Annotated in this window: 27 protein-coding genes; 10 read left to right on the top strand and 17 right to left on the bottom strand. The window is 73.6% G+C overall.

Annotated features, from left to right (window positions below; translation table 11 throughout):
• Positions 1-80: 80 nt before the first annotated feature.
• Both ACI78V_RS10060 and ACI78V_RS10055 read left to right on the top strand, forming a co-directional pair.
• Positions 81-1,481: a dihydrolipoyl dehydrogenase family protein gene (locus tag ACI78V_RS10060; protein ID WP_456850757.1), complete on the top strand. Its 1,401-nt coding sequence runs from the start codon at positions 81-83 to the stop codon at positions 1,479-1,481.
• Positions 1,482-1,501: 20 nt separating this feature from the next.
• Positions 1,502-2,854, top strand: coding sequence for a cation:proton antiporter (locus ACI78V_RS10055; RefSeq protein WP_456850756.1), 1,353 nt, complete (start codon positions 1,502-1,504; stop codon positions 2,852-2,854).
• A gap of 153 nt (positions 2,855-3,007) precedes the next feature.
• Here ACI78V_RS10055 and ACI78V_RS10050 read toward each other — a convergent pair whose 3' ends face one another.
• Positions 3,008-3,415: a hypothetical protein gene (locus ACI78V_RS10050; RefSeq protein ID WP_456850755.1), complete on the bottom strand. Its 408-nt coding sequence runs from the start codon at positions 3,413-3,415 to the stop codon at positions 3,008-3,010.
• 189 nt (positions 3,416-3,604) lie between these two features.
• On the opposite strand from ACI78V_RS10050, the gene ACI78V_RS10045 reads away from it, so the two are divergent.
• Positions 3,605-4,621, top strand: coding sequence for a hypothetical protein (locus tag ACI78V_RS10045; protein ID WP_456850754.1), 1,017 nt, complete (start codon positions 3,605-3,607; stop codon positions 4,619-4,621).
• 218 nt (positions 4,622-4,839) lie between these two features.
• Here the strand turns inward: ACI78V_RS10045 and ACI78V_RS10040 are convergent, their stop codons facing one another.
• From ACI78V_RS10040 to ACI78V_RS10025, 4 genes are all read right to left on the bottom strand, one after another.
• Positions 4,840-6,453, bottom strand: coding sequence for a GMC oxidoreductase (locus tag ACI78V_RS10040; RefSeq protein ID WP_456850753.1), 1,614 nt, complete (start codon positions 6,451-6,453; stop codon positions 4,840-4,842).
• Between the two features lie 34 nt (positions 6,454-6,487).
• A complete protein-coding gene (locus ACI78V_RS10035) occupies positions 6,488-7,330 on the bottom strand; it encodes a cyclase family protein (RefSeq protein ID WP_456850752.1) in 843 nt (280 codons plus the stop codon).
• A gap of 86 nt (positions 7,331-7,416) precedes the next feature.
• Positions 7,417-8,238, bottom strand: coding sequence for a glucose 1-dehydrogenase (locus ACI78V_RS10030; protein WP_456850751.1), 822 nt, complete (start codon positions 8,236-8,238; stop codon positions 7,417-7,419).
• Positions 8,235-8,912: a hypothetical protein gene (locus tag ACI78V_RS10025; protein WP_456850750.1), complete on the bottom strand. Its 678-nt coding sequence runs from the start codon at positions 8,910-8,912 to the stop codon at positions 8,235-8,237. Before ACI78V_RS10025 ends, ACI78V_RS10030 begins: the two co-directional genes overlap by 4 nt.
• 185 nt (positions 8,913-9,097) lie before the next feature.
• Here ACI78V_RS10025 and ACI78V_RS10020 point away from each other — a divergent pair, with 185 nt between their 5' ends.
• Positions 9,098-11,383, top strand: a complete 2,286-nt coding sequence (locus ACI78V_RS10020) for a LuxR C-terminal-related transcriptional regulator (protein WP_456850749.1) — start codon at positions 9,098-9,100, stop codon at positions 11,381-11,383.
• Between the two features lie 42 nt (positions 11,384-11,425).
• Here the strand turns inward: ACI78V_RS10020 and ACI78V_RS10015 are convergent, their stop codons facing one another.
• Together ACI78V_RS10015 and ACI78V_RS10010 are read right to left on the bottom strand one after the other, a co-directional pair.
• On the bottom strand, positions 11,426-12,163 hold the full coding sequence (locus ACI78V_RS10015; protein ID WP_456850748.1) for an SDR family NAD(P)-dependent oxidoreductase: 738 nt from the start codon (positions 12,161-12,163) through the stop codon (positions 11,426-11,428).
• Positions 12,164-12,220: 57 nt separating this feature from the next.
• Positions 12,221-12,949, bottom strand: coding sequence for an RNA polymerase sigma factor (locus ACI78V_RS10010; protein ID WP_456850747.1), 729 nt, complete (start codon positions 12,947-12,949; stop codon positions 12,221-12,223).
• Between the two features lie 136 nt (positions 12,950-13,085).
• Here ACI78V_RS10010 and ACI78V_RS10005 point away from each other — a divergent pair, with 136 nt between their 5' ends.
• Positions 13,086-13,346, top strand: coding sequence for a hypothetical protein (locus ACI78V_RS10005; protein WP_456850746.1), 261 nt, complete (start codon positions 13,086-13,088; stop codon positions 13,344-13,346).
• Here ACI78V_RS10005 and ACI78V_RS10000 read toward each other — a convergent pair.
• From ACI78V_RS10000 to ACI78V_RS09980, 5 genes are read right to left on the bottom strand one after another with little or no spacing between them, the layout of a single operon-like run.
• Complete coding sequence (locus tag ACI78V_RS10000) at positions 13,320-13,919, bottom strand: YetF domain-containing protein (protein WP_456850745.1); 600 nt, start codon at positions 13,917-13,919, stop codon at positions 13,320-13,322. The genes ACI78V_RS10005 and ACI78V_RS10000 overlap by 27 nt on opposite strands.
• Positions 13,920-13,942: 23 nt before the next feature.
• Positions 13,943-14,248 carry a hypothetical protein gene (locus ACI78V_RS09995; RefSeq protein ID WP_456850744.1) on the bottom strand — a complete coding sequence of 102 codons (306 nt, stop codon included), beginning with the start codon at positions 14,246-14,248 and terminating at the stop codon, positions 13,943-13,945.
• Positions 14,245-15,864, bottom strand: coding sequence for an SMP-30/gluconolactonase/LRE family protein (locus ACI78V_RS09990; RefSeq protein WP_456850743.1), 1,620 nt, complete (start codon positions 15,862-15,864; stop codon positions 14,245-14,247). The genes ACI78V_RS09995 and ACI78V_RS09990 overlap by 4 nt, the downstream gene beginning before the upstream one ends.
• Before the next feature lie 2 nt (positions 15,865-15,866).
• Complete coding sequence (locus ACI78V_RS09985; RefSeq protein WP_456850797.1) at positions 15,867-17,069, bottom strand: heme-binding protein; 1,203 nt, start codon at positions 17,067-17,069, stop codon at positions 15,867-15,869.
• A 5-nt stretch (positions 17,070-17,074) separates the two neighbouring features.
• On the bottom strand, positions 17,075-18,037 hold the full coding sequence (locus tag ACI78V_RS09980; RefSeq protein ID WP_456850742.1) for an SMP-30/gluconolactonase/LRE family protein: 963 nt from the start codon (positions 18,035-18,037) through the stop codon (positions 17,075-17,077).
• 510 nt (positions 18,038-18,547) lie between these two features.
• Between ACI78V_RS09980 and ACI78V_RS09975 the strand changes: the two genes are divergently transcribed.
• From ACI78V_RS09975 to ACI78V_RS09965, 3 genes are all read left to right on the top strand, one after another.
• Entirely contained in the window at positions 18,548-18,796 is a 249-nt protein-coding gene (locus tag ACI78V_RS09975) for a hypothetical protein (protein WP_456850741.1), read from the top strand.
• A 79-nt stretch (positions 18,797-18,875) separates the two neighbouring features.
• Positions 18,876-19,478 (top strand): DM13 domain-containing protein, encoded by a 603-nt coding sequence (locus tag ACI78V_RS09970; RefSeq protein WP_456850740.1) that lies wholly within the window; start codon positions 18,876-18,878, stop codon positions 19,476-19,478.
• Between the two features lie 46 nt (positions 19,479-19,524).
• Positions 19,525-20,322 (top strand): DUF427 domain-containing protein, encoded by a 798-nt coding sequence (locus ACI78V_RS09965; RefSeq protein ID WP_456850739.1) that lies wholly within the window; start codon positions 19,525-19,527, stop codon positions 20,320-20,322.
• Positions 20,323-20,685: 363 nt separating this feature from the next.
• On the opposite strand, the gene ACI78V_RS09960 is transcribed toward ACI78V_RS09965, so the two are convergent.
• Together ACI78V_RS09960 and ACI78V_RS09955 are read right to left on the bottom strand one after the other, a co-directional pair.
• Complete coding sequence (locus tag ACI78V_RS09960) at positions 20,686-20,862, bottom strand: hypothetical protein (protein ID WP_456850738.1); 177 nt, start codon at positions 20,860-20,862, stop codon at positions 20,686-20,688.
• Between the two features lie 192 nt (positions 20,863-21,054).
• Positions 21,055-21,240, bottom strand: a complete 186-nt coding sequence (locus ACI78V_RS09955) for a hypothetical protein (protein ID WP_456850737.1) — start codon at positions 21,238-21,240, stop codon at positions 21,055-21,057.
• Positions 21,241-21,818: 578 nt separating this feature from the next.
• Here ACI78V_RS09955 and ACI78V_RS09950 point away from each other — a divergent pair.
• Positions 21,819-22,055, top strand: coding sequence for a hypothetical protein (locus ACI78V_RS09950; protein WP_456850736.1), 237 nt, complete (start codon positions 21,819-21,821; stop codon positions 22,053-22,055).
• A 145-nt stretch (positions 22,056-22,200) separates the two neighbouring features.
• Entirely contained in the window at positions 22,201-22,923 is a 723-nt protein-coding gene (locus ACI78V_RS09945; RefSeq protein ID WP_456850735.1) for a hypothetical protein, read from the top strand.
• Between the two features lie 813 nt (positions 22,924-23,736).
• Here the strand turns inward: ACI78V_RS09945 and ACI78V_RS09940 are convergent.
• The 3 genes from ACI78V_RS09940 to ACI78V_RS09930 form a co-directional block, all read right to left on the bottom strand.
• Positions 23,737-24,669: an alpha/beta hydrolase fold domain-containing protein gene (locus ACI78V_RS09940; protein ID WP_456850734.1), complete on the bottom strand. Its 933-nt coding sequence runs from the start codon at positions 24,667-24,669 to the stop codon at positions 23,737-23,739.
• Positions 24,670-24,858: 189 nt separating this feature from the next.
• Positions 24,859-25,632 carry an SDR family NAD(P)-dependent oxidoreductase gene (locus tag ACI78V_RS09935; RefSeq protein ID WP_456850733.1) on the bottom strand — a complete coding sequence of 258 codons (774 nt, stop codon included), beginning with the start codon at positions 25,630-25,632 and terminating at the stop codon, positions 24,859-24,861.
• A gap of 88 nt (positions 25,633-25,720) precedes the next feature.
• Positions 25,721-26,695 (bottom strand): ABC transporter substrate-binding protein, encoded by a 975-nt coding sequence (locus ACI78V_RS09930; RefSeq protein ID WP_456850732.1) that lies wholly within the window; start codon positions 26,693-26,695, stop codon positions 25,721-25,723.
• Between the last annotated feature and the right edge of the window lie 62 nt (positions 26,696-26,757).

Here is a 26,757-nt window from a genome sequence, read left to right as displayed (position 1 = left end):
GTCCCTCCCGACCGGCCCACCGTTACGCGTAACGCCGGGCGGGTGAGCGCGGACGACGCCGGCGAGTCCGAGGAGGTCACATGTCCGAGATCCGCCCCGCAGCTCTCGAGGTCGACGTCGTCGTGATCGGCGGAGGTCCCGCGGGGGAGGTGGCCGCAGGCCGCTGCGCCGGCCGGGGCCTGGAGACCGTGCTGGTCGAGGCAGAACTGGTCGGCGGAGAGTGCTCCTACTGGGGCTGCATCCCGACCAAGACGCTGCTCCGGCCGGGCGACGTGCTGGCGGCGGCGGCTCGGGTGCCGGGCGCCGCGGCGGCCGTGACCGGCCCCGTCGACGTGACGGCTGCGCTGGCCCGTCGGGACCACATGACCTCCGACTGGAGGGACGACGGTCAGGAGCGCTGGCTGGCCGATCACGGCGTCCGGCTGCTGCGGGGGACCGGGCGGCTCGCCGGGACGCGGCGGGTGCGAGTCGACGGTGGCCCGCAGGTGGTGGCCCGCCGCGCCGTCGTACTGGCCACCGGCAGCGGCGCGGTGCTGCCGCCGGTGCCCGGGCTGGCCGAGGTGCGTCCCTGGGACAACCGGACTGCCACGTCGGCGAAGGAGGTGCCGCAGCGGCTCCTCGTGCTGGGTGGCGGAGCCGTCGGGGTGGAGCTGGCCCAGGCCTTCCGCCGGCTGGGCGCCGCGGAGGTGACCCTCGTCGAGGGCGGCCCCGGACTGCTGCCCCGCGAGGAGCCGTTCGCCGGCGAGCAGGTGCGGGCAGCCTTCGAGCGGGAGGGCATCGCCGTGCTGGTGAACACGCGGCTGGCCGCGGTTCGCCGGGAGGGCACCGACGGGCCGGTACACGGGACGCTCAGCAACGGCCGGGAGCTGACCGCCGACGAGGTCCTGGTGGCGGTCGGTCGGCGCCCGCGCACCGACGACCTCGGGCTGGGCAGCGTGGGGCTCAAGCCGGGGAGGCCGGTCAAGGTCGACGACCGGCTCCGTGCCACCGGGGTCCCCGGCGGCTGGCTCTACGCGGTCGGGGACTGCACCGGTCTGGCGCCGCTGACCCACATGGGCAAGTACCAGGCCAGGATCGCCGCCGACGTCATCACCGGCCGGGACGTCCACGACCGCGCCAGCCGGGACGCTGTGACCCGGGTGACCTTCACCGATCCCCAGGTGTGCGCGGTGGGCCTGACCGCAGCCGAGGCGCAGCAGCGGGGGATCACCGTTCGTGTCATCGATGTCGGTACCGGCGATGTGCCCGGCTCCTACGTGCTGGGCGACGGGCTGGAGGGCACGACCCGCCTGGTGGTCGAGGAGACCTCCGACGTGCTGGTGGGCGCCACGATCACCGGGAACGGCGTCCAGGAACTGCTGCACTCGGCCACCGTCGCGGTCGCCGGGCGCCTACCGCTGAGCGAGCTGCGGCACGCCGTCCCGGCCTTCCCCACCGTCGCCGAGGTCTGGTTGCACGCCCTCGAAGCGGCCGGTCTCTGATCCGGATCTGGAGGCCCTCGGTGCCTGACCTCAGCTTCGCGAACCTGCTGATCGTCGTCGCCGTCGCGGCGGCGGTCCCATTGGCACTGGGCTGGGCGCCACGGCTGCGCGTTCCCGCGGTGGTCCTGGAGATCGTCACCGGCGTGCTCCTCGGCCCGTCGGTGCTCGGATGGGTCCAGGCCGATCTCCCGGTGCAGGTGCTGGCCCTGTTCGGGCTGGCGTTCCTCCTGATGCTCGCGGGGCTGGAGATCGACCTGCGCGACCTGCGCGGACGGCTGCTCGCCGTCACCGGCCTCGGCTACGCGGTCGGCCTCGTACTCGCCGTGCCGGTGGGCGTGGGGGCTCAGGCCGCCGGGTGGACGTCGGCCCCGCTCTTCCTCGCCCTCGCCCTCACCGCGACGTCACTCGGGCTGATCGTCCCGGTGCTCAAGGACGCCGGCCGCGCCGGGGACGCCGTCGGGCGGACCGTCATCGCGGCGGCATCGGTGGCCGACTTCGCCGCGATCGTGCTGCTGTCGCTGCTCTTCTCCTCTGCCGGCGGCGGCGCCGGGACGACGGCGGCCGTCCTCACCGGTTTCGGCATCCTCGTCGTCGTGCTGGCGCTCGGCGCCGGGCGGGTGCGGATGTCGCTGCGGGTGGGCGACGTGCTCGTCCGGCTGCAGGACACCACGGCCGAGATCCGCATCCGCCTGGTGGTGCTGGTGCTGATCGCCTTCGTCGCGCTCGCCGAGCGACTGGGGCTGGAGACCATCCTGGGCGCCTTCCTCGCCGGTGCGCTCGTAGGCCTGGTCGACCGCGACTCCTCCAGCCACCCGCGCTTCCGAGCCAAGCTCGATGCCATCGGCTACGGGTTCCTGGTCCCGGTGTTCTTCGTGAGCAGTGGCGTGCGGCTGGACCTGCGCGGGCTGCTGGAGGAGCCGACTGCGCTGCTGCAGGTGCCTGTCTTCCTGCTCGCCCTGCTGGTCGTCCGCGGTCTGCCGGCGGTGCTGTACCGCCGGTCGCTGGGACGGGCCGGGTCCCTCGCTGCCGGACTGCTGCAGGCCACCTCCCTGCCGTTCCTGGTCACGACCGCGCAGATCGGCGAGGAGACCGGGCGCCTGTCGCCCACCACGGCCGCGGCGCTGGTGTTCGCCGGCCTGCTGTCGGTGCTGGTCTTCCCGGCTGTCGCGCTCCGCGTCCTGGGACGTGCCGGGACCACCCCGGTGCCCGACCCGCGCCGAGCACAGTCCGGCGGGACCCGCACCGCCGAGCCGATCCACGCTGCCGCCCCATGCCCCGATGACCCTCCGGTCGCCGGCTCGCCGTCTCCGTGGGCTGCCCGCGGGCGGTTCCCCTGGCGAGGAGGGCGGGTCGAGACCGTCACCCAGCCCTGAGGTCACCTGCTTCCTGCGCCAGGCGCGGCGACTTCCGCCGTCCCGGGGGCGGTCGTCGATGGGCGAGAGACGTTGCTCGTGGCGACTGCTGAGAGGCCTCGGACGGCAGCGTCGCGGGACAGGTACTGACGGGGTGTGGACGCCTGGTCGACGCTATGGGTGCCTGGCGTCTCGTGTACCCGCGAGGAACAGCGCCGCGCCGGACAGGAAGTGCATGGCGACCGTTGCCTTCGCCGCTGATGACCGGGGCCGCAGTCCCCACGACGCAGGTTCGACGAGCGTTCCCACGAGGACGATGGCGCCGAGGATCGCGCAGGTCCGCCCGGGCCATCTCCTGCCGGGCTCGGCACGCATTGCCGCGGCCACCGCGATCACCGGCATCGGCCAGGGCGCGGCGACCCCCGACCCCAGTCCCAGGGCGAGGTGGACGGGGACCCGGCCGGGGAACCGGAGGCCGAGCGGCTCGTCGGGGAGGTGCTGCTGGCCCATCGAGACGCTCGTGGTGATCGCTGTCGTCGCCGCGAAGAGCGTCGCCGCCGCGACCATCGCCCGATCCGCCATGATGCCCCCTGTTCCGCGGCGGCCTGGGTGCCCAGCAAGTGAAACCGTCGTCCGTGGCCAGGGCAAGGAGCTCTCCTGCCAGCGCGACGCCGGCCGCGGCGGCGCCCGCTCCGGACGCGGGCGACCTCGTGGTGCCGCACGGGCTTCCGCGCCACACTGCTCCCGCCGTCCCTCGTCGAGGAGCCAGCCATGACAGCCGCTTCCGACCTCCCCGAGCACTCCGCCCTGTCGGCGGCGGAGCCGCCCGCTCACGTGACCGAACTCGCTCGGCGTGCACTGGTGTGCGAGTACGCCACCCGCACCGCGGCGGGGCGGCCGGTGACCTGGCCGGTCACGCCGTACCCCGGCGAGGACGGCGCCACGGTCGACGTCTCCACCGGGCTGACCTACCCGGCCAAGGCCGAGCGCGCCCGCCGCAACCCGCGAGTGGCCCTGCTGTTCTCGTCCGCCGGCGAGGCGGAGCTGCCCGGCGCGCCCACGGTGCTGGTGCAGGGCCTCGCCACGGTCCGCGATGCCGATCTCCAGGCGAACACGGACCGCTACCTGCGGGACAGCCGGACCAAGGTGCCCCAGGCGTACAAGGGGATGCCGGCGTTCCTGATCCGCCGACTCGACTGGTACCTGGCGCGCATCTGGGTGCAGGTCACGCCGCTGCGGGTCCTGACCTGGCCCGGCGGCCGCCTGGACCGAGAACCGGAGCTCTGGGAGGCACCCGCGGCCACCGGAGCCCCGCCCTCGGACCCGGCACCCGTGGGTCCGGCCCTTCCGTCACGCTCGGAGCCGCCGGTCGACTCACGACCCTTTGCGGACCGGATCGAGCGGCTGGGTGTTCCGGTGCTCACCGTGGTGGGCCCGGACCGGTGGCCACTGCCCGTGCGCTGCCGGAGCGCCGAACGGGCCCCGGAGGGCTACCTCCTGGAGCCACCCACCGGGGTTCGCCTCAGCGGCGGTCCGGCGTGCCTGACGGCCCACCGGCACGAGCCCGACATGAGTCAGCAGGAGAACGTGGTGCTGGTCGGCACCGCGGCGCCGGCCGACGACGGCCGGGTGCTGTTCCGGATCGACCGGGCGCTCACCGACTGGAGTCTCACCGGCTCCCGGCTGGGCCGGACGCTGGGCTTCCTGGCCAACGGCAAGACGCTGCGGCCGCGGCTGCAGCGCGAGGCCGCCCGGCGTGGCCAGCCGGCTCCCCGGGTCCACCTCTGAGGGACGGGCCCCCACGGACACCGGACCGGCTCGCCTGGGGCCGCTCCAGCCATCCCACCGCGCTGAGCCGTCGAGCGGCTGTTGGAGTGCTCCGGCTCCGGACCGCAGTGGCCGCGGCTGCGTCTGCCTCGCCGCCGTCCTGGACGTCTCGTCCCGCCGGGTCGTCGGTGCTCACGGCACACACTCGCACCCCGGCAGCACGCGGCCCCGCCCGAGGGTCACCGGACCGGGATGCCGGCCGGGTCCGGTTGCCGCGGCGTCGGCAGGTCGGACGAAGCAGCCATCCGGACCCCGAGGCGGTCGGCGATCTCGTCGGCCACCCGCAGCGCGTTGGCGATGATCGTCAGCGTCGGGTTCACCGCGGTGCTCGAGACGAAGAAGCTCGAGTCGGCGACGTAGAGGTTGTCGACCTCGTGCATGCGGCAGGTCAGGTCCAGCGGCGCCGTCGCGGGGTCGGGGCCGAAGCGGATGGTGCCGTTCTGGTGGGCGACGCCGCCGATGCCGAGCTGACCTCCGGCGTACTGCCGGTTGTCGTACACGTCCGGCTCGCACCGGATCGAGTCGAGCATGCCTTGGAGCCGCATGCGCAGGCGGGTCACCTCGGCGGCGTTGGTGCGGGTGTAGCGAAGGGTGATCGCGCCGTCCCGGCCCACAGTCACCCGGTTCTCGTCGAGCGGCAGGTCCTCGGTGGTCAGCCAGAAGTCGATGGAGTGACGGGCCAGGTCAGCCGGGTCCCGCGCGTCGGGAACATCGAAGCCGATGAGGACGGCGTCGCTCTTGCCGTTCATCTGGATCGAGCCGACCGGGTACTCCCAGTCCGCGTCGAGGGGGTCGGACCAGTAGAAGTCGTTCACGCCGAGGGTCTTCTGGAACCGCGTCGGATTCGGCGTCTTCGAGAACGCGACCAGTCCCGAGTTGTTGTGCAGCATCAGGTGCCGGCCGACGTGCCCGGAGCCGTTGCCCAGGCCGGCCGGGTGCCGGTCGCTCGCGGACGCCAGCAGCAGGGCGGCGGAGTTGATCGCACCGGCCGCGAGGACGACGACGTCGGCCGTGTACTCCTCCCGCTGCCCGTCGCGCTCGACGACCACGCGGCTCACGCTGCGCCCTGAGGGATCCGTCTCGAGCCGCAGCACGCGGGCCCGGGTCCGCAGCTCGACGTTGGCGTGCCGCAGGGCCGGCTCCACCGTCATGACCTGCGCGTCTGCCTTGCCGTTGACCAGGCAGGGGAAGCCGTCGCAGGTCGCGCATCGGATGCAGGCCGACACGTGCGGCCGCGCCTCGTCGAGGAGGATGCCGTTGGGCAGGGAGAACGGATGCAGGCCGGCGGCCGTCAGGTCGGCGCGCAGCTGGGCGATCCGCGGCTCGTCGCTGATGGCCGGCCACGGGTAGGGGCCGGTCGCCGGCGGGTCGTCCGGGTCCTCGCCGCGGGTGCCGTGCACCTGGTAGAGCTGCTCGGCGCGGTCGTAGTACGGCGCGAGGTCGGCGTAGGAGATCGGCCAGGCGGGGGAGACGCCGTCCACGTGCTGCACGGCGTCGAAGTCGCGCTCCCGGAAGCGGTAGAGGATCGCGCCGTAGAACTTGGTGTTGCCGCCGACGTAGTAGTGCTGTTTGGGGGAGAACCGGTGGCCGTCGGCGCCGTCGCTCCACTGTCCGCTGTTGTGGTAGCGCTGGTCGGCCCAGAGCGCCTGCGGGTCCCAGTTCTCGATCTCCCGGGGGAGCCAGTCGCCCCGCTCGAGCAGCAGGATCTTCTTGCCGGTGGGGGCCAGGGCCCAGGTGACGGCGCCGCCGCCGGCTCCGGAGCCGATGACGATGACGTCGGCGTGCTCGGTCATGGTGCCTCTCCAGGAGGTCTCGGGTGGCGCGGTGTCAGGTGATCGCGAGCGGCGTCACCCACGCACCCGTGGCGCCGCGCAGTTTGGCGTGGCTGACCACGAGCAGGAACTCGCGCAGCCCGGCCGCTGCGGCCTCGGCCAGCCGCAGGTTCTCCAGTACGACGACGCCGTGCCGGACATTGAGGGTCTGGGGGACGACGAACGGCTCGGCCGGGTCCTCCGCCGGCACCGGGCCGTAGCTCCAGGTGTCGCAGCCGGTCAGCGCGACGCGGTGAGCGGCCAGCCACTCGGCCAGCTCCCGGCCGGGCCCTGGTTCGCCGGCGGAGTACCGGTCGTCGTCCACGCCCCACCAGCCACCCCAACCGGTGTGGAACAGCACCCCGTCCCCGGGACGCAGCGACCGGCCCGCCAGCGCCGCCTCGGCATCGGCGACCGTGACGACGTCACCCGGCTCCAGCCGATCGACGCCGCGGACCGCGGCGACGTCGAGCAGCAGGCCCCGGGTGGCGACCTGCGGCAGCGTGTCGACGCCGAGCCGGTTGGTGCCCCAGTCCTCGGCGATGTCGGTCAGCCGGTGCCCGTTGTAGGTGCGGTCGCCGACCTGCAGGTGGTTCAGCGCGTCGAGGTGGGTGCCCATCTGCTGGGTGGCGGTGATCTGCTCGACGACCCAGTTCACCGCGTTGCGGCCCCAGCCCTCCGGACTCCCGTCCGCCCGCCGGCGGTTGACGTAGTGGTAGTTGGTCGTCAGGTACGACCGGTACGTGCGGCCCGGGAACGCGGGGACGTCGGCGTGCAGCACGTGCGCGAGGTCGAGGACGCGGCCGGTGCGCACCAGCCGGACGGCGTCCAGGACCACGGCGGGCGTGATCTCGTTCAACGCTCCGGCCGCATCCTCGGGGCCCCACCGCGAGGGGAACCACCCCGCCGTCCGCTCGTCGACGGACGGCGGGGGCGACACCGCCGTCACTCCGACGACCAGGTGGTCTCGAAGGACGGGTAGAGGGTCAGCCCGCCGTCGACGAACAGCGTCTGCCCGGTGATGTACGCGGCCTCGTCGGAGCACAGGAAGGCGGTCGCCGCCGCCATCTCCTCGGCGCCGCCGGCACGGCGCATCGGGATGTGGCTCTCCACCATCCGCTTCTTGACCGGGTCGTCGACCCAGGAGCGGTTGATCGGCGTGATCGTGGCGCCGGGGCCGATCCCGTTGACCCGGATGCCGCGGGCGGCGTACTCCAGCGCGAGCGTGCGGGTCAGGTTCTGCATCCCGCCCTTGGAGACGGAGTAGCCGACGAACCGCGGCTTCGGGATCAGCTGGTGGACGCTGGAGACGTTGACGATGCAGCCGCCGCTCCCCGCGGGCAGCCAGGACCGGATCGCCTGCTGCGCGCACAGGAACGCGCCGCGCAGGTTGACCGCGAGCACCTTGTCGAACGCAGCGACCGGGAGCTCGTCGCTGTCCCCGGCGATCTGGATACCGGCGTTGTTGACCAGCAGGTCGATCCGGCCGTACTCCGCGTGCACCTGCTCGAACATCGCGGTGACCTGATCTTCCTGGGAGACGTCCGCGGCGACGAGCATCGGGCGGGTGCCCGCGGCCGACATCTCCTTCATGCAGATCTCGACGCCGTGCCCGATCGCCTCCCGGGTCTCCTCGGCGCCCTCCCGCGGGCCGACGTAGTTGATGGCGACGTCGACACCCTCCTCGCCCAGCCGGATGGCGATCGCCTGGCCGATGCCCGAACTCCCGCCCGTGACCAGCGCCTTCTTGCCCTGCAGACCCTTCACGTCCGACTCCTGTCCTCGAGTACCCGCATGCGTCCCTGCACGAAGAACTCGGCCGCGTCCGCCGCGTCGCGGATCCGGGAGACGCCCGCCGCAGCGCCGAACGAGGCGTTCCAGAAGCCGTGGCTGCTGGGCGGTCCCTCGTGTGGCCCCACGTAGAGGTAGGGCTCCGGTATGGCCGCGTCACCGGGTGAACAGCCGTAGTTGACCGCGTCCAGCACGACACCGAGATCGAGGTGCTCCGGCCAGAGCACCGGGTCCATGGGCCGGCCGAGCTCCGCGGCGAGGCGGCGCAGGGCAGCCTCGCCCAGGGCGAACCAGTCGGAGAGCCGGTGGGCGGCGGAGGGATCCGCCGGCAGCGGCGCATCCGGGTCGGCCGACGTGACCGGGGGGTAGCTGCCGCGCAGCCCGAGCTGCACACCCGCGAACCGCGCGGCGCGGCCCAGGGTGGTCAGCGGCTCGGCGCGGATCGAGTCGTCCTGGATGACCAGGAGCTCGTCGCCGACGACGGCGAGCTGCCGATCGCCGAGCCCGACCGTGGTGGCGAAGCCCCCGGGACGGGCCCGCAGGCGGATGGTGCCCCTGGCGGCGAACTGGCCCGCGGCGAGGACGTGCTCGGCCACCCGGTGCCAGCTCGTCCGCGTGGTCGCCAGGACCAGCGGTGCGGTCATGGTCATGCCCCGCGGTCCCACCCGCGGTGCGTGGCGTTACACCCCAGCACGGCCTCGGTTCCGGCCGGTCCCGCCGGGGCCCGTGCCGCTGCGGCCACCAGATCCCTTTCGCAGCCGTCGGCGCGCCTGTCAGGCTGTTCCTCGACCCGACGGAGGCGCACGGAGCGGCGCGCACCGGGAGGGGACTCGCCATGAGGCTGTCGTCGGTGGAGCCGTTCGCCGACTCCGCCACCCGGGGCGGACCGGTCCTGCTCACCCCGCGGCACGACGACGCCTCCCGCGAGCCCATCATCACGACCAAGCTGTTCGTCCCCGTGCTGAGGACGCGCCCGGTCGAGCGGCCGCGGCTGTACGACCGGCTCGCGCGTGCTCCAGAGGCCCGGGTGACCCTCGTGGTCGCCCCGGCCGGATGGGGGAAGAGCACCCTGGTCGCCCAGTGGCTGCGGAGGTCCGGCGTCCCCAGCGGCTGGCTGTCCCTGGACGCCGCCGACAGCGACGTGGCCCGCTTCTGGCGGTACCTGCTCCTGGCGGTGCAGCAGGCCGACGCCTCGGTCGGTGCTGCCGCGCTGCGCCGGCTGGACGCCGCCGGCGCCGACGTCGAACGCGACGTCCTGCCCGTGTTCGTCAACGAGCTCGCCGACGCCGGCGGGGACCTCGTGCTCGTCCTGGACGACTACCACGTCCTCGGCGGTCCGCCGGTGCACCGGTCGGTCGCCGCCCTGCTCGACCACGCTCCGGGCAGGCTGCACCTCGTCGTCGTCTCCCGGACCGATCCGCCACTGCCGCTGAGCCGGCTCCGCGTCGCCGGGAACCTCGTCGAGATCCGGGCCGAGCAGCTTCGCTTCACCGCCGAGGAGGCCGCCCTCATGCTCGGTCGTGCCGCGGTGCCCGAGCTCTCCGCCGACGAGGTGGAGCGGCTGGTCGTCCGGACGGAGGGCTGGGCAGCCGGGCTGCAGCTGGCGGCGTTGCGTCTGGCCGACCGGGGCGACCGGTCGGCCCGCGAGGACTTCATCGACCGGTTCACCGGCGCCGACCGGCACATCGTCGACTACCTCGGCGAGGAGGTACTGGGTTCGCTGCCGTCCACGCTGAGGGAGTTCCTGCTGCAGACCTCGGTGTTGCCGCGGTTGTGCGCGCCGCTGGCCGATGCGGTGACCGGCCGGGGCGACGCCGTGCGCCTGCTGGACGAGATCCAGCGGGCGAACCTGTTCTTGAGCGCGCTCGACGACGAGGGCCGGTGGTTCCGCTACCACCAGTTGTTCCGGGACCTGCTGCGGTACGAGCTGGACCGCTCCCGGTGCGCGGACCCGGCCGTGCTGCACCGGCGGGCGGCCGAGTGGTTCCGGGGTCAGGGTCAGTCCGCTGAGGCGATCGGGCACGCCCTTGCGTCGCCGGATCCGGGCCTGGCCGGCGCGCTGATCGGCGAGGCGTGGCGGGCGGAGTTCAACCGCGGCCACCTGCAGACCGTCCAGGGCTGGCTGGACGCGTTGCCGCCTGCTCGGCTCGCCGCCGACCCTCGGCTCACGGTGGCCCGGGTGTGGCTGCTCATGGACCGCGGACGGCTCGACGAGGCCGGCGCGGCCTTGGTGGCTGCCGATTCCGCCGCCGCCGACGACGTGCACGTCGGCGTGCTGCGGGCCCTGCACGCCTTCAAGGCAGGCAACGTGCCCGGGGCCGTGCAGCGGCTCGGCGGCCTGCGCGGCCGGCAAGCCGATCCGTTCCTCGTCACCGTCCAGGATCTGGTGAGCGGGATCTGTGCACTGTGGCTCGGCGACCTGAAGCAGGCGGGGGAGCGGTTGAGGCGTGCGGCCGCCCATGCCGAGGACACCGACAACCGGCTCGCGCGGATCTACGCCCTCGGCGGGGAGGCGCTGGTCGGGGTCCTGACCGGAGATCTGCGCTCGGCGGAGGAGGTGCTCGCCGGTGCCGAGGCCGTCGTCACGGACGGTCGCGTCGACGCGCACTTCGTGGCCATGTTCCCTGCCCTGGCCGCGGCGCGGCTGGCCGTGGCCCGTGGCCGCTGGGACGACGCCCTCGTCGCCGCCGGCCGGGCCGCCGAGCTCGCCCGCCGCGGCGCGGGGCGGGTGGAGCAGGCCGCCGCCTTCGTCACCGCGGCGGAGGCGGCGCGCCATGCCGGTCCGGAGGGCCGGGCAGACGCCGACCGCTGGCTGGACGCCGCCGCCGCGGCGCTCCGCGACTGTGCGGATCCCGGGCCGACCGTCCGCGACTGGTTCGGCCGCGAGCAGCGCGCCCGCCGGGTCCGTCCGTCCGCCGCGGGGCTGACGGAGCCGCTGACCGAGCGCGAGTCGGCCATCCTGGCCCTGCTCCCGACGACCATGTCGCAACGGGAGATGGCCGGCTCGCTGTTCGTCAGCGCGAACACCGTGAAGACGCACCTGCGGTCGATCTACCGCAAGCTGGGCGCCGAGTCCCGCGACGACGCGGTGCTGCGGGCCCGGTCGCTGGACCTGCTCTGACGACCGCCGGCAGCCGGGGACCGGCGCGCGTCCCCCCAGCGGTCATCCGGCCAGCCATCCGCCGTCGGCGACCACGACGGACCCGGTGACGTAGCTCGCCTGCGGCGAGCACAGCCACACCGCGACTGCCGCGATCTCTTCCGGTTCGGCGATCCGGGAGAGCGGGACCCGCTGCAGCAGCTCTGCGCTCACCTCGGAGGTCATGCCGGTCCTGGTCACGCCCGGCGCCACGGCGTTGACCCGGATGCCGGTCCCGGCCAGCTCGACAGCGGCCGCCCGCGTCAGGCCGTTCACCCCGTGCTTGGCCGCGATGTACGCGCCGTTGTCCGGCATCGCCGCGTCCCCGAGCATCGACGACGTGTTGACGATGGCGCCGCTGCCCTGACGGCGCATCTGTGCGATCTCGGCGCGCATGCAGTGCCAGACGCCGATCAGGTCCACCTGCAGGACCCGCAGGAACTCCTCGGGTGGGTACCGGTCCAACGGCAGGAAGGGGCCGGCCACACCGGCGTTGTTGTGCGCGGCGTCCAGTCGGCCGAAGCGGTCCACGGTGTCGCTGACCGCGCGGCTCACGTCGGACAGATCAGCCACGTCGGCGACGATCGCCTGGGCCTGCGCACCCGAGGAGCGGACCAGGGCGGCGGTGACCGCGAGGCCGTCCTCGTCCACGTCGACGAGCGCGACGGCGGCACCGGACCGCGCGAACAGGACCGCGCTGGCCCGGCCGATTCCCGACGCCGCCCCGGTGACCAGCGCGACGTTGCCGGCAAGGTCGTCCATGGGCGCTCCCGGGCACGTCGGTGAGGTCTCGTCGGACTCCTCAGGATGGACCGCCGGTCACCGGCCGTAGTACTCCTCGAGCGCGGCTCGCAGCGCGGCACGGCCGCGGTGCAGCAGGACCCGCTGGTTGCCGGCCGACAGGTGCAGCGCCGCGCAGGTCTCCTCGGCGGACATGCCCTGCACGTCCCGCAGCTCCACGACGAGGCGCTGCCGTTCCGGCAATCCGGACAGAGCACGTTCCAGCTGCTGCCCGACCTCCTGGTTGAGCACCCCGCTCTCGGGCTGGTCCCAGGGCCGGGGTGCGCCGGTCGACGTCCAGTGCCCGGGGTAGGCGTCGTCCGGCCCGCGGAACCGGGCCGGGTCGACCGTGGGTCCGGACGGCGGAGAGCCGGTCAGGTCGGCGGAGGGAAGCACCCGCGCGTCCCGCACCCACCGGCTCTTCGCCCGGTTGATCAGGATGGAGAACGCCCAGCTCCGGACCGAGGAACGGCCCTCGAACCGCGCGATCCCGCTGATGACCCCGAGCCATGCCTCCTGGACGACGTCCTCGGCGGCGTGCCGGTCGTGGACGTAACGCCGGGCGACGGAGAGCATCACGGGGGACCAGGCGTCGACGATGGCGGCGAACGCAGCGGCGTCCCCGGCGCGCAGCCGGTCGAGCAGTTCCGCCTCCGCAGGGTCGGCTCCCGGCAGTGCGGCGTCCGCGTCGGGCAGGGTCTCCCTCTCGGCGATCGCCCGGTCGGCGGTGTCCCCGGCGACCGGCGCGTGGCGGCGCAGCGTTGGCATCGTCCCTCCCCGGACTGGATGGGAGTCAGCCTCGTGCGGCAGGGGAGGGGCATGCCTCCCCCCGCGGCCGATCTCACCCGGGTGAGATGGGAGCCGGGTGGATGCCTCAGGGACGCGCGGGGGGCACCCTGGCGGCATGCCGGAACGGTTCTACCGGATCACGGTCGACGGGGTCCTCGGCGACCGCCTCGCGGCCGCGTTCGAGCCGTTGGGCCTCGACGGCGTCGACCGAGGGCGGACTGCACTCGCCGGGGTCTGCGTCGACTCCGCCGCGCTCTACGGGGTACTGGACCGCCTCCGCGACCTGGGCCTGGACCTGCTCCGGGTGGAGTCCTCCGACCTCGACCTCCACCCCGAGCCCGGCCCACGGTCAGTCCCCCGCCTCCCTCAGGGCTGAGGCGCCGCCCGGCGCATCAACGACGTCCTCGATCGCGCGCTGGATGCCGTCGAGCCGCCGGTGGACGGCGTCGATGTCCGCGCGGGTCGCGGCCATCCGCGTCGGTTTCAGCCAGACGACGATGCTGCCGCCGGGCCCCAGACCGGCCTCGGCGACGTCGCCGGCACCGTCCGCGCCCTGCGCCCGCAGCGCGGCCTCGACGTCGGCGCGCCGCAGCCCCTCCCTCCGCAGCGCCCGATCCAGGAACCGGCCGTCCCGGACCAGCGGGACGTCGGCCCCCTCGAACACCCGCACCGCCCGCTCGGAGCGCGAGACGACGCGGACGACCACCGCGTTGGTGGCGACCAGCACGGCGGCGGCCAGCACCCCTCCGGTCACGCTGTCGTCCGGCCCGATGAGCGCGTTCTGGACGACGGTGGAGAGCAGCAGCACGACGACGAGGTCGAACGAGTTGAGATGAGCGAGGTTCCGCTTCCCGGCGACCCGCAGCAGCAAGGCGAGCGCGGCGTAGACGGCGACGGTGCGCAGGACCTTCTCGGCCGCGGGGACGTCCAGGCCCCAGATGTCCGACATGGCAGCGGCCCGGACACCCCGGGTCAGCGGGAGGCCCGCGCCCGGCTCCAGGCCGCGCGCGCCTCATCGGTGGAGCTCTTCATCTTGTCGGTGTCGTGCGGGTCGTCCGGCAGGACCGTCACCAGCGAGGTGGAGGCGATCGGGAAGATCTCCTGCAGCTCGAGCGGCTCCCGGTGGTAGGCGCGTTCCCGGGGACAGTGCTCGCCGCGGCCCAGCTGCAGCACCATGGCGTCGGACCCTTGCAGCTGGGACAGCCGCCACTTCGTGCCGTTCTCGTCGGGCAGCTCGAAGTCGCGCAGCGTGGCGCCGACGTCCAGACCCGTGCTCATCGGTTCTCCTCCGCGCCGGGACGGACGCCGGCGACCGTCGTGCGGATGCGGTAGATGCTGGTGAGCGCGGTGACGTAGAGCCCGCGGCCGTCCGCGTCGCCCCACGCGAGGTTGTGCGGGCTCTCCGGCAGGTGGAGCGTGCCCAGGTGCCGGCCGTCGGGGGTGAGGATCCAGATCCCGGACGGCCCGCAGACGTACACGTTGCCGTTGCGGTCGACCTCGAGCCCGTCGACCGCGTCCTCCCCGTCGGCGTCGGTCATGTCGACGAGGACCCGTTCCCCGGACAGCGAGCCGTCGGCGGCCACGTCGTACCGCATGACCACCTTGGCGGCGGGATCCCAGTTGCCGACGTAGAGGTGCCGCTCGTCGGGGGAGAGCGCTATCCCGTTGGGGCCGGAGAGACCGTCCGCGACCAGCTGCACGATCCCGTCGCGAACGGCGAAGACGCCGCTGAACGGCAGCTCCCTCTTCGGGTCGTTGGCGCCTCCGGGCAGCCCGAACGGGGGATCGGTGAAGAACAGCGTGCCGTCCGAGCGGTAGACGAGGTCGTTGGGGCTGTTCAGCCGTTTCCCCTGGTACCGGTCGGCGAGCACGGTGTGGTCGCCGTGCGGCTCGACGCGCAGTACCCGCCGGTTGCCGTGCTGACAGATGGTCAGGCGGCCCTGCGGATCGAAGGCCAGGCCGTTGGATCCCGGCTGCGCGAACCGGCCGATGTCTGCGCCGGTGTAGCCGCTGTGCGAGCGGAACACCGTCACCTGGCCGCGGGGGCTCCAGCGGTAGATCTGGTTGGTGTTGGGCGAGCTGAACAGCAGCGCGCCATCCGCCGTCCACACCGGGCCCTCGGTGAACTCGAAACCGCCGGCCACGCGCTCGAGTTCGGCACCGGGCTCCAGGATCGCGTCGAGGGCGGCGTCCGCCCGCGTGACCCGGTAGCCGACCGGATCGGTCCGCCGTGCCTGCTCGGGGCGGTAGAAGTCCAGCGTCGCGCTCCGCAGCCAGATGTAGTTGCGGGGGGACGCCGAGATGGGACCGTTGGCGCCGAAGACGGCGATCCGGAACGTCTGCCCCATCCGCGCGTCGTCGGTGAGCAGCACCCGGTTGGGGGCGTTGAAGCCGGCCACCACCTGACCACCGGCGTCGCCGAGGGCGACGGGAAGCCGCCCGTCGACCCACACCTCGGCGTAGTCGTCGACCACCACCTCGAAGACGACGGTGCACCCGATGGGGTCGAGGTCCCCGATCCGCTCCGGAACGGTCACGCTCAGCCGGTACCAGTTGAAGCAGACCCTCCCACCGGCCAGACGCAGCCGGGTGTCGGCGGGGGAGAGCACGCGCCAGTCCGAGTCGTCGAAGTCGGCGGCTCCGCCGTGCGGGAGCACGTCGAAGGTCCGGTTCGGGGTGTCCCCCGGGCCGAGCGGGTCCGTCGGCGAACCCACCTCGACGAAGTCGATCTCCTCGACCCGTGCGTCGCTGTACCGCCAGGTCGTCCCGGTGGATGCGGCGCCCTCGTCGGTCTGCAGGTCGACCACCGCGGCCGGGGCGCCGGGAAGGAGCTGCGTCGGTCGGGGGAGGTTGCCCGTCGGGGTGTGGCTGATCGGTAGCGGGGGAGCTGCCATGGCTACGCCACGACCTTGGTCACGAAGTACAGGAACGGGTCGGTGACGTCGATGAACTGGTGCGGCACACCGTTCGGCACCACGAGGACGTCGCCTTCGCGGAGGTCGTGCGCGGTCCCACCGTCGATGGACTCGGCGCGCAGCTCACCCGGGCCGACCTCACGAGCGGAGCGCATCGTGCCGCCGGTGACCACCGTGGCCCTGCCTTGCACGACCCGCATGACGTCGACCACGGCGGCGTGGTACTCGACCGCTCCCGGTGCGGCGCGCCGCCCGGCGTCGACCTTGTAGCGGTCGGTGTCGAGGAGCAGGCCACCCTGCCGGAACCTCTCGTCGAGCTCTTCCGCGGAGATGTGGAGGGCATCCTGGACGCCCGCGCCGGAGGCGGCTCGCTGCCCCGCGTCCCGGCCGATCTCGGCCAGCTCCTGGTCCTCGTCCGCGGAGGACGCGCCGCTCACGCCGACCGCACCGACGACGTGGCCGTCCACCACGATCGGCATGCCGCCCTGCAGGGGCACGGCGCCGGCCAGGTGCAGGGCCGAGGGGCGCCCGCCGGAGGCCTGCCGCTCGAAGTCGCGGCTGGGCCGACGGTAGATCGCCGCGGTGCGCGCCTTGTCGGTGGCCACGGCCACGCTGGCCACCTGCGCCGCGTCAGGACGCCAGAGGTGGACCAGGTCGCCGCCGGCGTCGACCGCCGCAGCAACCGGGGACACGCCGCGGGCCGCGGCCGCGTCGGCGATCGCCTGGACGGCAACCTGCGCAGCTGCGCGGCTCAACGCCGGCACCTCGCGCGCGCTCACCGCCGCGGCGGCGCCCGCCGCGGAGACCGACTCGTCCTGGTCCGGGGTCTCGCCGCTGGTGCCGATCGCGCCGACCACCTCGCCGTCGACGGTCAGCGGCACACCGCCCGTGAGTGCCCGGGCGCCGTGCAGGGCCAGCGCACCGAGCCGCCCGTCGCTCACCTGCTGCTCGATCTCCCGACTGGGCCGGACGAAGATCGCGGCGGTCCGGGCCTTGTCGATGGCCACCTGGTCGCTCGCGGCCTGGGTGCCTTCGGTGCGCCGCAGGGCGAGCAACCGCCCCGACGCGTCGACGATCGCGATGACGACCCGGTAGCCGTGCTCCGTCGCGTGCTTCTCCGCGGCGGTCAGCACGGCGTCGACACCGCCGCCGTCCAGGACCTTGCGCGTGCCGACCGTGGTCATGGCGGTCACGCTCCTCTCGTGTTCAGGACGGCCACCCAGACGGCCGTGTCCGCGGTGATGAAGAGCCGGTCGCGATCACGACCGCCGAAGGTGAGGTTGACCGCGCCGCCCGGGACGGCGATGCGGCCCAGCAGCGTCCCGTCGGGGGTGAGCAGCCGGACGCCGTCGGCGCAGCACACGTAGATGCGGCCGTCCTCGTCGACGGCCAGCCCGTCGGGGGTGCCCGTGCTGGTCACGTGGAGGACCCGCCGGGAACCGAGGGCGTTCCCCCCGACGACGTCGTAGGCGTAGACGTGGTGAGGCCGGTCCGGGTAGAAGCTGCCCGGCTCCTGCACCGCCCCGCTGTCGGCGACGTAGAGGATGGCCTGGTCAGGGGAGAAGACCAGCCCGTTCGGCTTGTCGAGGTCGTCCGCGACCATCTGCAGCCGCCCGGTCACCGGGTCGCACCGGTACAGCGCATCGGGCAGCTCGGGGGTCGGCCGGAAGTGCTGCAGGTGGCCGTACGACGGGTCGGTGAACCAGATGGTCCCGTCTCGGCGCACGACGACGTCGTTGGGGGAGTTCAAGCGACGCCCGTCGCAGTCCTCGACGACGACCGTGGTGGCGCCGCTCCGGGGGTCCAGGGCGGACAGCCGCGCCGGGGAGTCCGGACTGCCCTGCTCGCAGACCAGCAGGCGGGATCCCCACACGGTCATGCCGTTCGGCATGACGGCAGTCCCCGGCACGGCCCTTCCCCGCTCGGCTCCGAGGTCCGCCCGGTCGCCGTCGAGACCGATCCGCCTGATCAGTGCCGCGGGCGGCCGGCCGCTCGGCACCGTGGTCACGTAGAGCGCGTCGTCCTCGGGACGGTAGGTCGGGCCCTCGTGCGCGTCGCACCGGGCCAGGACGGACAGCGCCGGACGGGCGCCGACGACGGCGGCGAAGCCGGCGTCAGCGGGGACGAAGGCGTCCGCCAGCAGGCCGGTCACCGGAGGCCGATCCGGTCCGCCGCACCCTCCGCGGTCCGGACTGTGCTCCGCTCGGTGTCACGGTGACTCACGCTCGCGCCCCTTCCCGTGCACGCCGCCGGTCGGCGGTCCGTACGGGTGCTGTCCAGGCTCGATCGCGGGCGTTTCGCGTGCTGGCCTGTCGCTGCGATCGCCGCGAGGGCGGCCCGCGCGGACGACAGCGTCGGTGCGGTGTCGTCCTGCGTGACCGGCACATCCGCCGCCTGCCCGTCCCGCCGTCGCAACGCCCGTTGGATCGGGGATGGGTCCGGAACCCTTCATCACCACCGGGCGCTCTCGCCCTTCGAGCGCCCCGACTCGTCGGGCCCCCACGTCCACGCGCGGCAGTGGGAGCCGGGGCTTGCGGTGGGCCGGGACGAGCGGAGAGCTCGGCGGCCCGGTCGTGTAACCACCGCGCTGGTGCTCCGACTCACGAAGTGGAAAGGCAGCGTCGCCACGGGCAAGCGTCGAAGACGGTCAGGAGTGGTGGTCATGTCCAGCAGCACGAGCAAGGGGTCCGGGCTCCTCGAGCTGGCCCGCCGCGAGCAGGGCGCCGTCGAGGTGGCGCTGTTCTGGGACCAGCGCACCAGCGACGCGGTGGTCGTCGTCTGGAACTGGAGCTCCGGGGTGTGCCTCCAACTGCAGGCCGATCCCGATCGGGCCGGCTACGCCTTCGCGCACCCCTACGCCTTCGCGGCCGCCTCCGGCGTCCCGTCGGGCGACATCCTGCAGGCCGCCTGACCCTTCGACGCCCGGCGCGGCGCCTGCCTCACCGAGTGCGCCTGTCCCGACACCGAACACCCAGCGGAGGACACCGGTCATGACCCGTGCCGATGAAGTCGCCGACCGCATGGAGCAGCCGGCCACCCGCTCCGGCAGACCCCGGGACCGCCTCCCGGTGCGGCGCAGGCGATGGGGGTGGCTGGCTGGCGCGCTCGCCGTCCTCGCTGCCGCGACGTTCGTCTGGTTCCAGCCCCAGAGGCTCCTGTACGACCAGCGGGTCGACGAGGTGCTGCCCGGCGTGGCCGCCACGGAGTCGCCGGCTGCGGGATCGCCCGCCTCGACAGCGGCGGCACGGCCCCTGCAACTGGCCTCGGGCAGCTTTGCTTCCCGCGAGCACGAGACCGTCGGCACCGCTCGCCTCCTCCGCCTGCCCGACGGCCGGGTGATGGTCCGGTTCGAGGGGTTCGCCACGTCGAACGGCCCGGTGCTGGTCGTCTGGTTGACCAAGAACCCGGCCCTCGGCCCGGACGAGGCCTTCGACGACGACCACGTCAGCCTGGGCCCGCTCAAGGGCAACGTCGGCAACCAGAACTACGCCGTCCCCTCCGACGTCGACAGCACCGCCTACACGAGCGTCGTCGTCTGGTGCGATCGCTTCGACGTCCCCTTCGGCGCGGCCGACCTCGACCCGTCGACGTGACCGCGGCTCGCCGGGCCGCGGGACGAGCAGACCTCCTGGAGGAGTCATGCCTGACCTGTCAGGAACACCAGCTCGCGACTACCCCGTCATGGCCGCCGAGGCCGGCCGCATCGAGCCGGCACCGCGGCGGGTGAGGGCCACCCTGGGTGGCCGCACCGTCCTCGACTCCGTCCGTGCGCGCTATGTCTGGGAGTTCCCCTACTATCCCCAGTACTACATCCCGCTGGAGGACGTCGACGACGCGGTGCTGGTCGACGAGGGCCGAGAGCTGCGCCTCCAGCGCGGTGCGGCCCGCCGGTACGGTCTGCGGGCGGGGAGCCAGGAACGTCCAGCCAGCGTGCGCGTCTACGGCGCCGACGCGGTCTGCGGGATCGCCGGCACCGCCCGCTTCGACTGGGACGCCCTCGACGCCTGGTACGAGGAGGACGAGCAGGTCTTCGTCCATCCCCGCAATCCGTACGTGCGGGTGGACGCGCTGCCGTCGCACCGCCACGTCCGCGTGCACCTGGACGCTCACCTGCTCGCCGACACCACGAGGCCCGTGCTGGTCTTCGAGACCGGTCTGCTCACCCGCTACTACATCCACCGCACCGATGTCGCCCTCGAGCAACTCGTCGGCACCGACACGCGGACGGCATGCCCGTACAAGGGAGTCACCTCCGACTACTGGTCCCTGCGGGTCGAGGGTGAGACCCCGAAGGCCTACCAGGACATCGCCTGGTCCTACTCCTTCCCCACCCGACAGCTCCTGCCGATCGCCGGCCTCGTCGCCTTCTACAACGAGAAGGTCGACATCGAGGTCGACGGTGTGACCCTGCCCCGAGCGCACACTCGCTTCGTCTGACCCGGGCAGCTGCGCGACCGGCACCGACTGGGTGCGGCGCCGGCATCCCCGACCGCGGCCCAGGCAGCACCATCCTGGACGCCGCACTCGACACGCAGCGGATGCCGCCTGCCGCAGCTGCCGATCCCGAACCGCAACATCCGGACGCCGTCGCAGAGGACTCGCACAGGAAGGGACCGGACATGTCGTCGCACACCCCGGCCGTCCACAGGGACTGAACCTGCGCGGGCGGCGCCGCAGACACCCGAACGTGCAACGTGTCGCGGGAGACCTGTGAACGGTGCCTGCACCACCGCGGGTGACGGGGATCGGATCCGCACGATCAGCCTGACGGCAGGGGATCCCTGCGTCACCTCTCCCTGGTCAGAGGGCTCTTGCTCCCGATCCTGCCTTCGACGTGCCTTCGTTGACGCGGGCGACGAGGCACATCCGGACCGGGCTCCGGCCGTGCCACCGGCCATCGGAGGGCAGCTCCTCGGCGGTCAGCTCGCCGGTGAGCAGCGCGGCGGGCAGCGGGAAGTCGTCGGCAGTGCCGCGCACCCCGGCCGTCGAGGTAGGTGTCGAGGTCGGCGCGGCGGGCCGGGTCCCGGTGGGCGCGAGCCCCCTCCCCGGTGGGTCGCTCGTCCTCGCCGAGCATCGCCACGATCGCCCGGTCGGCCAGCCGCGGCACCACCAGCTCGGCGAGCCTCGTCGCCGACTCGCGGCTGTCCGGCGTGCTGATCAGGGCCTCGCTCACCTCGGCCAGGAAGCGCAGCCGGTCCCGGTCCGCATCGTCGTCGTCGAACTCGTCGTCGTCGGCAGCAGGAAGCTGTGGAACATCCTGCCGCCCAGCTCGGGGAGCGCGATCCAGATGTTGCGGTCGACCGGCTCGGCCGGGCTCCGCCGCAGCAGCCGGGCGGCGGCGGACGCACTCCCCACGACTCCTGTGCGCGGTCCGGCGGCCGGTCATGTCCCGGGTGATCCGCACGGCACAGCACGACGTCGTGCCACCCGCCGCGGCGCTGACCTCCACGTGCCCACCGGCGGCCCCTCGGCGGGGTGGACCGCGGATCCTCGGCGTCGGCCGGTCGTGGCATCGATGACCTGCAGGGACGCGGGCGGCGCCGACGACATCGAGCGGCTGCTGCTGGCTTTCGCGGAGCTGGCGTCCGGCGGACCGCGGCCCGGCCGGCCGCCGGTGCGGGTGACCGCCGAGACCGCCGGCACCGGGCGGCTGCTGCATGTCAGCGACGCCACCGTCGACCGGTCACCCACCCCGGCCGTCGACCGGGGCGCCGCCCACGGCGGCCTCGGCCCCCACCTGGCCCCCGGCCGGCCCTCGCGGGCCGAGCTGGTGGCCGATCTGTCCCGGCGGGACCTGGACGCCTGCACCAAGGGGATGGACCGGGCCGAGCCCGAACGGGGGTCGGCGGCCGAGGCCCTCGCCGGGTGCTCGCACACCTGGTGGCCCTGGCTCCCCGGTACGGCCTGCTGGTGCTGCAGCCGCCGAGGAGGTCGTGGGGGACCGGCTGCTGGAGCAGGCCCGCAGCACCGAGGACCGGCTGCGCGCGCTGGTGCGCCGCGGCCAGGAGGCCGGCGAGTTCCGCGTGGACCTTCCCGCGGACCGGGCCGTCGTCGCCCTCGCCTGGCTCATCGTCGGATCGGCGGATGCCCTGCGCACCCGCCGCGTGGCGCCGGCCGACGCCCAGCGGTCGGTCACCGAGACCGCGCCGGGCGCCCTGTTGCGGCGCTGAGCCCCACCGACCGGGGCCCGATGCAGGCCCTTGCACCGTTGGCGCTCGTGCCACGGACCGCGAGATCACGTGCATCTGTGCACCCGTCGCCGTGCGAAGGAGAGAGGAAGCGGGTACCCGGACCGCTCGGGTGAGGGGAGGGGCTGTGGAGGAGTCCGTGCCGGCCGGTCGTGGTCGTCGGGCACGGTGGCTGCTGCTGGGCACGGCCCTGGTGCAGGCGGGGAGCCCCCTGGTCGCCGGGTTCGACCAGGGGAGCGGGACGGATCCGGTGGTCGTGCCGCCCGGCCCGTTCTTCGCCGTCTGGGGCGTGGTCGTCCTCGGCTCGGTCGCCGCGGCGCTGTGGGGGCTGCCGCTGCGTCGAGCCACCCGGGCGCCGTGGCCGGCGGTGCAGGTACCCGTGGCGCTGGCCCAGATCGGCTTCGTCGTCTGGCTGCTGGCCGCCGCCACGGCACCGGCCCTGACCCTCCCGGTGTTCCTTGTGATGCTCGGCGTGCTGACGTGGAGCCTACGGGCGGTGCTGCGCACACCGGCCGACCGCCTGACACGGGTGCTGCTCGGCGGGACGCTGGGCGTCTACACCGGCTGGAGCGCGGCGGCTGTGTGGCTGAACGCGGCCACGCTGCTGCCCGGTGACGCCACCGCCGCCTGGGCGCTGCTGGTGGCCGGTGCCGCGCTGACCGCCTGCGCGGGGGCACGTCTGTTCGGCGGCCAGTTGGGGTTCACCCTCGCGGCGGGCTGGGCGTTGCTGGGCGTCGCCGTGTCGACGTCGGGTGCCGGCGAGCCCGGCCTCGCAGCGCTCGCGGCGGCGGGCCTGGCCGCGGTGGCGGTCACCGCGCTGGCGTCGCGGAGGGCCGCTGTGCAGGCCTGAGTAGCCTCCGGGACCAGCGAACACCGGTGGCCATGCTGATCGATGTCGCGGGCCCGGGAGTCCGTGACCGGAGCGGCCGCTGCGGGTGACGTCCCACCAGCTACACCACCGGGCGGGACGTCACCCGCCGGTGATCGCGATCGAACTGCACTCCTTACCGGGTCCTGAAGTGCCCTCGACCTCGTGACCGGCCATGGCTGGCTCGCCGGCTACGAGGCGGGGGTGTGACGTCGAGGAACTGCGCGGTGTGGTCGTGTCCCACGTGCTCGTCGAGCGCCGCCCGGTCGGCCCGGGTCTCGAGGCCCAGGATGCGGTCCGGGCCCCCGAGGTCGTCACCGAACGAGTAGGCCAGGCGCCGCGGGTGGCGGTGGCGACGGCGCGGGCTGCCGCGACGAGCTCGTCGCGGCGGTGGTGTCTCCGATGGCGATGCGCACGGCCTCAGTCCTCGATCAGGGCCAGCTGCTTGTTGATCTCGCGTGCGTTGGAGTGGCCGGCGGCCCTCTGCAGGGAGGGCGTGTGGGCGACCACGACGTCCGGCATCGGCCGCAGCGGCGCGGGGTGTGGTGGAAGACCCTGTCGAGCAGCCACGCCCGCTGGACCCGGCGTGCAGTGTGCGGCTTGCGCGGCTCCTCGTAGGACTGCGGGGCCTGGCGCACGGCGCCGAGGTCGGTCAGGACGCCAACACGTCCTGTGTCGCGGACGACAGCCGGTAGGTCCGAGCCCCGGTCGAGGGAGACCAGGACCATCGGCGGGTGGATCGACAGGGAGGCGGAGGCGCTGACCGTTGCAGCATCGCGTGATCGGCGCCGTCCGTTACCGCTCCTCGCACGAGGGCTGTCCGTCAGCAGCGAGCGTGGCCCGCAGGAAGCCGCTGACCGCGGCGAGACTCGCCGGCTCCTCGAAGCCTGGGTCCTCGTGGTTGGCACCGTGCAGCAGCCACAGGCTCGCCTCGGCGCCCTGCGCGCGCAGCGCCTCGTACAGGCGGCGGCTGTGCTGGGACGGGATGAGGCCGTCGCTGTCTCCGTGGACCAGGAGAAAGGGCGGCGCTCCGGCGTGGGCGTGGGTCACCGGGCTGGCCGCGCGGGCCTGATCCGGCCGGGACGCCGCAGCCTCCACGCCCAGCAGCCGCGCCTCGTGCGGCGGCTCCGGCATCGGTCCGCTCAGGAACGGCGGTCGCGGCCCCTCGGGGACGTCGGTGGACATCCGGAGCAGGTCCGACGGGGCGAACCACGGGACGACGGCCTGGATGGAGGAGTCACCCAGTTCGGCGTCCCGTTCGTCGTGGACGAGGGCCACCAGAGAGGCGAGGTGGCCGCCGGCCGAGGCGCCCCACGCCCCGATCCGGCCGGCGTCCAGGCCGTACTCGCCGGCGTGTGCCCGAAGCCACCGGATCGCTGCACGGACGTCGTCGAGCTGTGCGGGGAAGACGGCCTGACCGCTGAGCCGGTACTGGACCGCGGCCACCGCGACGCCCGTGCGGGCCATGGGAACGAGACGTTCCTCGGCCCGATCCGTTCGGGAACCACGCATCCAGCCGCCACCGTGCAGCCACAGGGACAGTGGAGCGGGACGGGCGTCGGGAAGGTACAGATCCAACCGGAGCTCGAGCCCGGCCACCTCGGCGTAGACGACGTCGCGGTACACCGTCACCCCGTCGACCGGACGGTGACCCTCGGCAGGCTCACCCGGGTTGCCGGGCAGGGACGGCGTCCCGAGAGGGGACTTCGGGAGGTCGGGCGTCGTCATGCGTTTCCTCATCGCTCAGGCTCGTGCTGTCTGTCGTGTGACGGATCCCACTCGCAGTCCCCGGAGCCGTCCCACGGAGCTGGACGGCGGCAGCCAGTGACGGGAACACCTGCCTGCCTTCGGCGACCGGTCTCTCTCCGGTGGTGGTGCTGCCAGCAGCACCTCTCCGGGGAGTGGGACGGATCTTGTTCAGACGAAGGTGACCCCGCCGTCGACGACCAGTGTCTGACCGGTAATGAAGTCGCTCCGGCGGGAACACAGGAAGGAGACCGTGGGCCCCAGGTCCTCGGGGACCATGGGGCGCGGGATGGCCCGTCTGCCGGCGGATGCGGCGAGGTAGTCGGGATCGTTGAGCGCGCGGGTCGCCTCGGTCTCCACCAGGCCGGGGGCCACGGCGTTCACCGTGATGCCGTCGGCCCCCACCTCCCGGGCGACGCTCCGCGTCAGGGCGATCACCGCTCCCTTGGACGCGGTGTAGTGGGCGAAGTACGGGACGCCCATGTGCACGGTCGAGGACGCCATGTTGACGATGCGCCCCCAGCCCTGCCGCTTCATCACCGGGTGGACGGCGCGCATCCCGAGCCAGACGCCGCGGGTGTTGACCGCCATGACCCGGTCCCAGTCCTCGACCGCGATGTCGGTGAAGGGGGTCTTCCCGCCCAGGTCGTGGTAGACCCCGGCGTTGTTGACCAGGGCGTCGACGCGGCCGTGGCGTTCGACGACGGTGTCCACCAGGTGGCTCCATGCCGCTTCGTCGCCGACGTCGGTCCGGACGGAGGACGCCTCGAGCCCGGCCGCGGTCAGTTCGTCCACGAGGGCAGTCCCGTCGGCCAGGTCGGCGACGACCACGACCGCGCCCTCCGCGGCCAGGTGCCGACACAGGGCTGCGCCGATACCGCGCGCACCACCGGTCACGACGACGACGGTGCCCGGGTCCACGGTCGCGGGGGATGGCTCGGTCACGGCGTCCTCCTGGTGGTCGTCCACGCTGTGGTGGTCACTCGACGGTCCTCCCGGTCGCCGTCGCCGACGACCGGCTGCGCGCGGCGTGTCACTCGGCCGGCAGGAGCGCGTCGAGGTCGGCCGGGGTGTCGAGGATCCCGTAGCGGGCACCGACCTCCGACATGTACTCGAACGACTGCCGTTCCAGTTCCTGCGGCCACGTCGCCAGCGTGATGGCGTCGGCGAGCTCGGGGCTCAGCTCGGTGTAACTGCCCAGGATCCCGCGCGCCTCCTCGGGGTTCTCGGTGGCGTAGGCGAACGACTCCTGCAGGCCGGCCACGAAGGCCTCCACCAGCTCGGGGTCGGACTGCGCGGTCTCCTCGGAGGTGAAGTAGGCGCCGATGAGCAGGGGCTCCTCCTGGGCCTCGGCGAACACGTTCGACAGGCAGCGCGCCCCCTGCTGCAGCGCGATCGTCTTGAACGGCTCGACGGAGGTGGCGGCGTCCACCTGTCCGCCGGCGATGGCCTGCGGGACGTCGGGGTGGGCGATCTCGAGGAACTCGATGGTCGAGGAGTCGGCTCCGGCACGGTCGACGATGTCACGGATGACCGCGACGTTGATGTTGTTCAGCGTGTTGGTGCTGACCCGCTTGCCGGCCAGTTCGGCGACGGACTGGAGCGGGCTCCCCGGCGGCACCAGCACGCAGCCGAAGTCGGTCGAGGGGTCGCCGGTGGACGCGTTGCCCGGTGCGACGACGCGGAGGGGAAGCCCGGCCTCCCGGCCGACCATCAGGGACAGGGTGTTGCTGAAGGCGAAGTCCTGCTCGCCGCTCACCACGGCGGGCACCAGCGCGGCGCCGCCCTGGCCGGTCACCAGCTCGACGTCCAGCCCGCGGTCGGAGAAGAAGCCCTGGTCGACGCCGAGGTAGAGGGGGGCGACGTCCGCGATGGGGATGACGCCGACGGTGACCTGGCGGGGGGAGTCGACGGTCCCGGCGCCGCTGGCTTCGCCGTCGTCACCGCCTCCGCAGGCGGCGAGCAGCACCGAGCACGACAGGAGGACGGTCAGGCGCAGACGTGACATGGAGAGCCTCTCGACGGTGGGCGGATCGCATGGCGTGTGTGGTGCGGGTGACGGTCGAGCCG

Source organism: Geodermatophilus sp. SYSU D00742 (genome assembly GCF_054049935.1).
Note: the sequence above shows the minus strand (reverse complement) of the source record. Positions and strands in the feature narration are given on the sequence as shown.

What these genes read in the sequence shown, in the direction of transcription:
- ACI78V_RS10060 (WP_456850757.1), top strand. Translation starts at nt 81, where the DNA reads ATGTCCGAGATCCGCCCCGCAGCTCTCGAGGTCGACGTCGTCGTGATC.
- ACI78V_RS10050 (WP_456850755.1), bottom strand. Translation starts at nt 3,415, where the DNA reads ATGGCGGATCGGGCGATGGTCGCGGCGGCGACGCTCTTCGCGGCGACG.
- ACI78V_RS10045 (WP_456850754.1), top strand. Translation starts at nt 3,605, where the DNA reads ATGACAGCCGCTTCCGACCTCCCCGAGCACTCCGCCCTGTCGGCGGCG.
- ACI78V_RS10040 (WP_456850753.1), bottom strand. Translation starts at nt 6,453, where the DNA reads ATGACCGAGCACGCCGACGTCATCGTCATCGGCTCCGGAGCCGGCGGC.
- ACI78V_RS10025 (WP_456850750.1), bottom strand. Translation starts at nt 8,912, where the DNA reads ATGACCATGACCGCACCGCTGGTCCTGGCGACCACGCGGACGAGCTGG.
- ACI78V_RS10020 (WP_456850749.1), top strand. Translation starts at nt 9,098, where the DNA reads ATGAGGCTGTCGTCGGTGGAGCCGTTCGCCGACTCCGCCACCCGGGGC.
- ACI78V_RS10015 (WP_456850748.1), bottom strand. Translation starts at nt 12,163, where the DNA reads ATGGACGACCTTGCCGGCAACGTCGCGCTGGTCACCGGGGCGGCGTCG.
- ACI78V_RS10010 (WP_456850747.1), bottom strand. Translation starts at nt 12,949, where the DNA reads ATGCCAACGCTGCGCCGCCACGCGCCGGTCGCCGGGGACACCGCCGAC.
- ACI78V_RS10005 (WP_456850746.1), top strand. Translation starts at nt 13,086, where the DNA reads ATGCCGGAACGGTTCTACCGGATCACGGTCGACGGGGTCCTCGGCGAC.
- ACI78V_RS10000 (WP_456850745.1), bottom strand. Translation starts at nt 13,919, where the DNA reads ATGTCGGACATCTGGGGCCTGGACGTCCCCGCGGCCGAGAAGGTCCTG.
- ACI78V_RS09995 (WP_456850744.1), bottom strand. Translation starts at nt 14,248, where the DNA reads ATGAGCACGGGTCTGGACGTCGGCGCCACGCTGCGCGACTTCGAGCTG.
- ACI78V_RS09990 (WP_456850743.1), bottom strand. Translation starts at nt 15,864, where the DNA reads ATGGCAGCTCCCCCGCTACCGATCAGCCACACCCCGACGGGCAACCTC.
- ACI78V_RS09985 (WP_456850797.1), bottom strand. Translation starts at nt 17,069, where the DNA reads ATGACCACGGTCGGCACGCGCAAGGTCCTGGACGGCGGCGGTGTCGAC.
- ACI78V_RS09975 (WP_456850741.1), top strand. Translation starts at nt 18,548, where the DNA reads ATGTCCAGCAGCACGAGCAAGGGGTCCGGGCTCCTCGAGCTGGCCCGC.
- ACI78V_RS09970 (WP_456850740.1), top strand. Translation starts at nt 18,876, where the DNA reads ATGACCCGTGCCGATGAAGTCGCCGACCGCATGGAGCAGCCGGCCACC.
- ACI78V_RS09965 (WP_456850739.1), top strand. Translation starts at nt 19,525, where the DNA reads ATGCCTGACCTGTCAGGAACACCAGCTCGCGACTACCCCGTCATGGCC.
- ACI78V_RS09940 (WP_456850734.1), bottom strand. Translation starts at nt 24,669, where the DNA reads ATGACGACGCCCGACCTCCCGAAGTCCCCTCTCGGGACGCCGTCCCTG.
- ACI78V_RS09930 (WP_456850732.1), bottom strand. Translation starts at nt 26,695, where the DNA reads ATGTCACGTCTGCGCCTGACCGTCCTCCTGTCGTGCTCGGTGCTGCTC.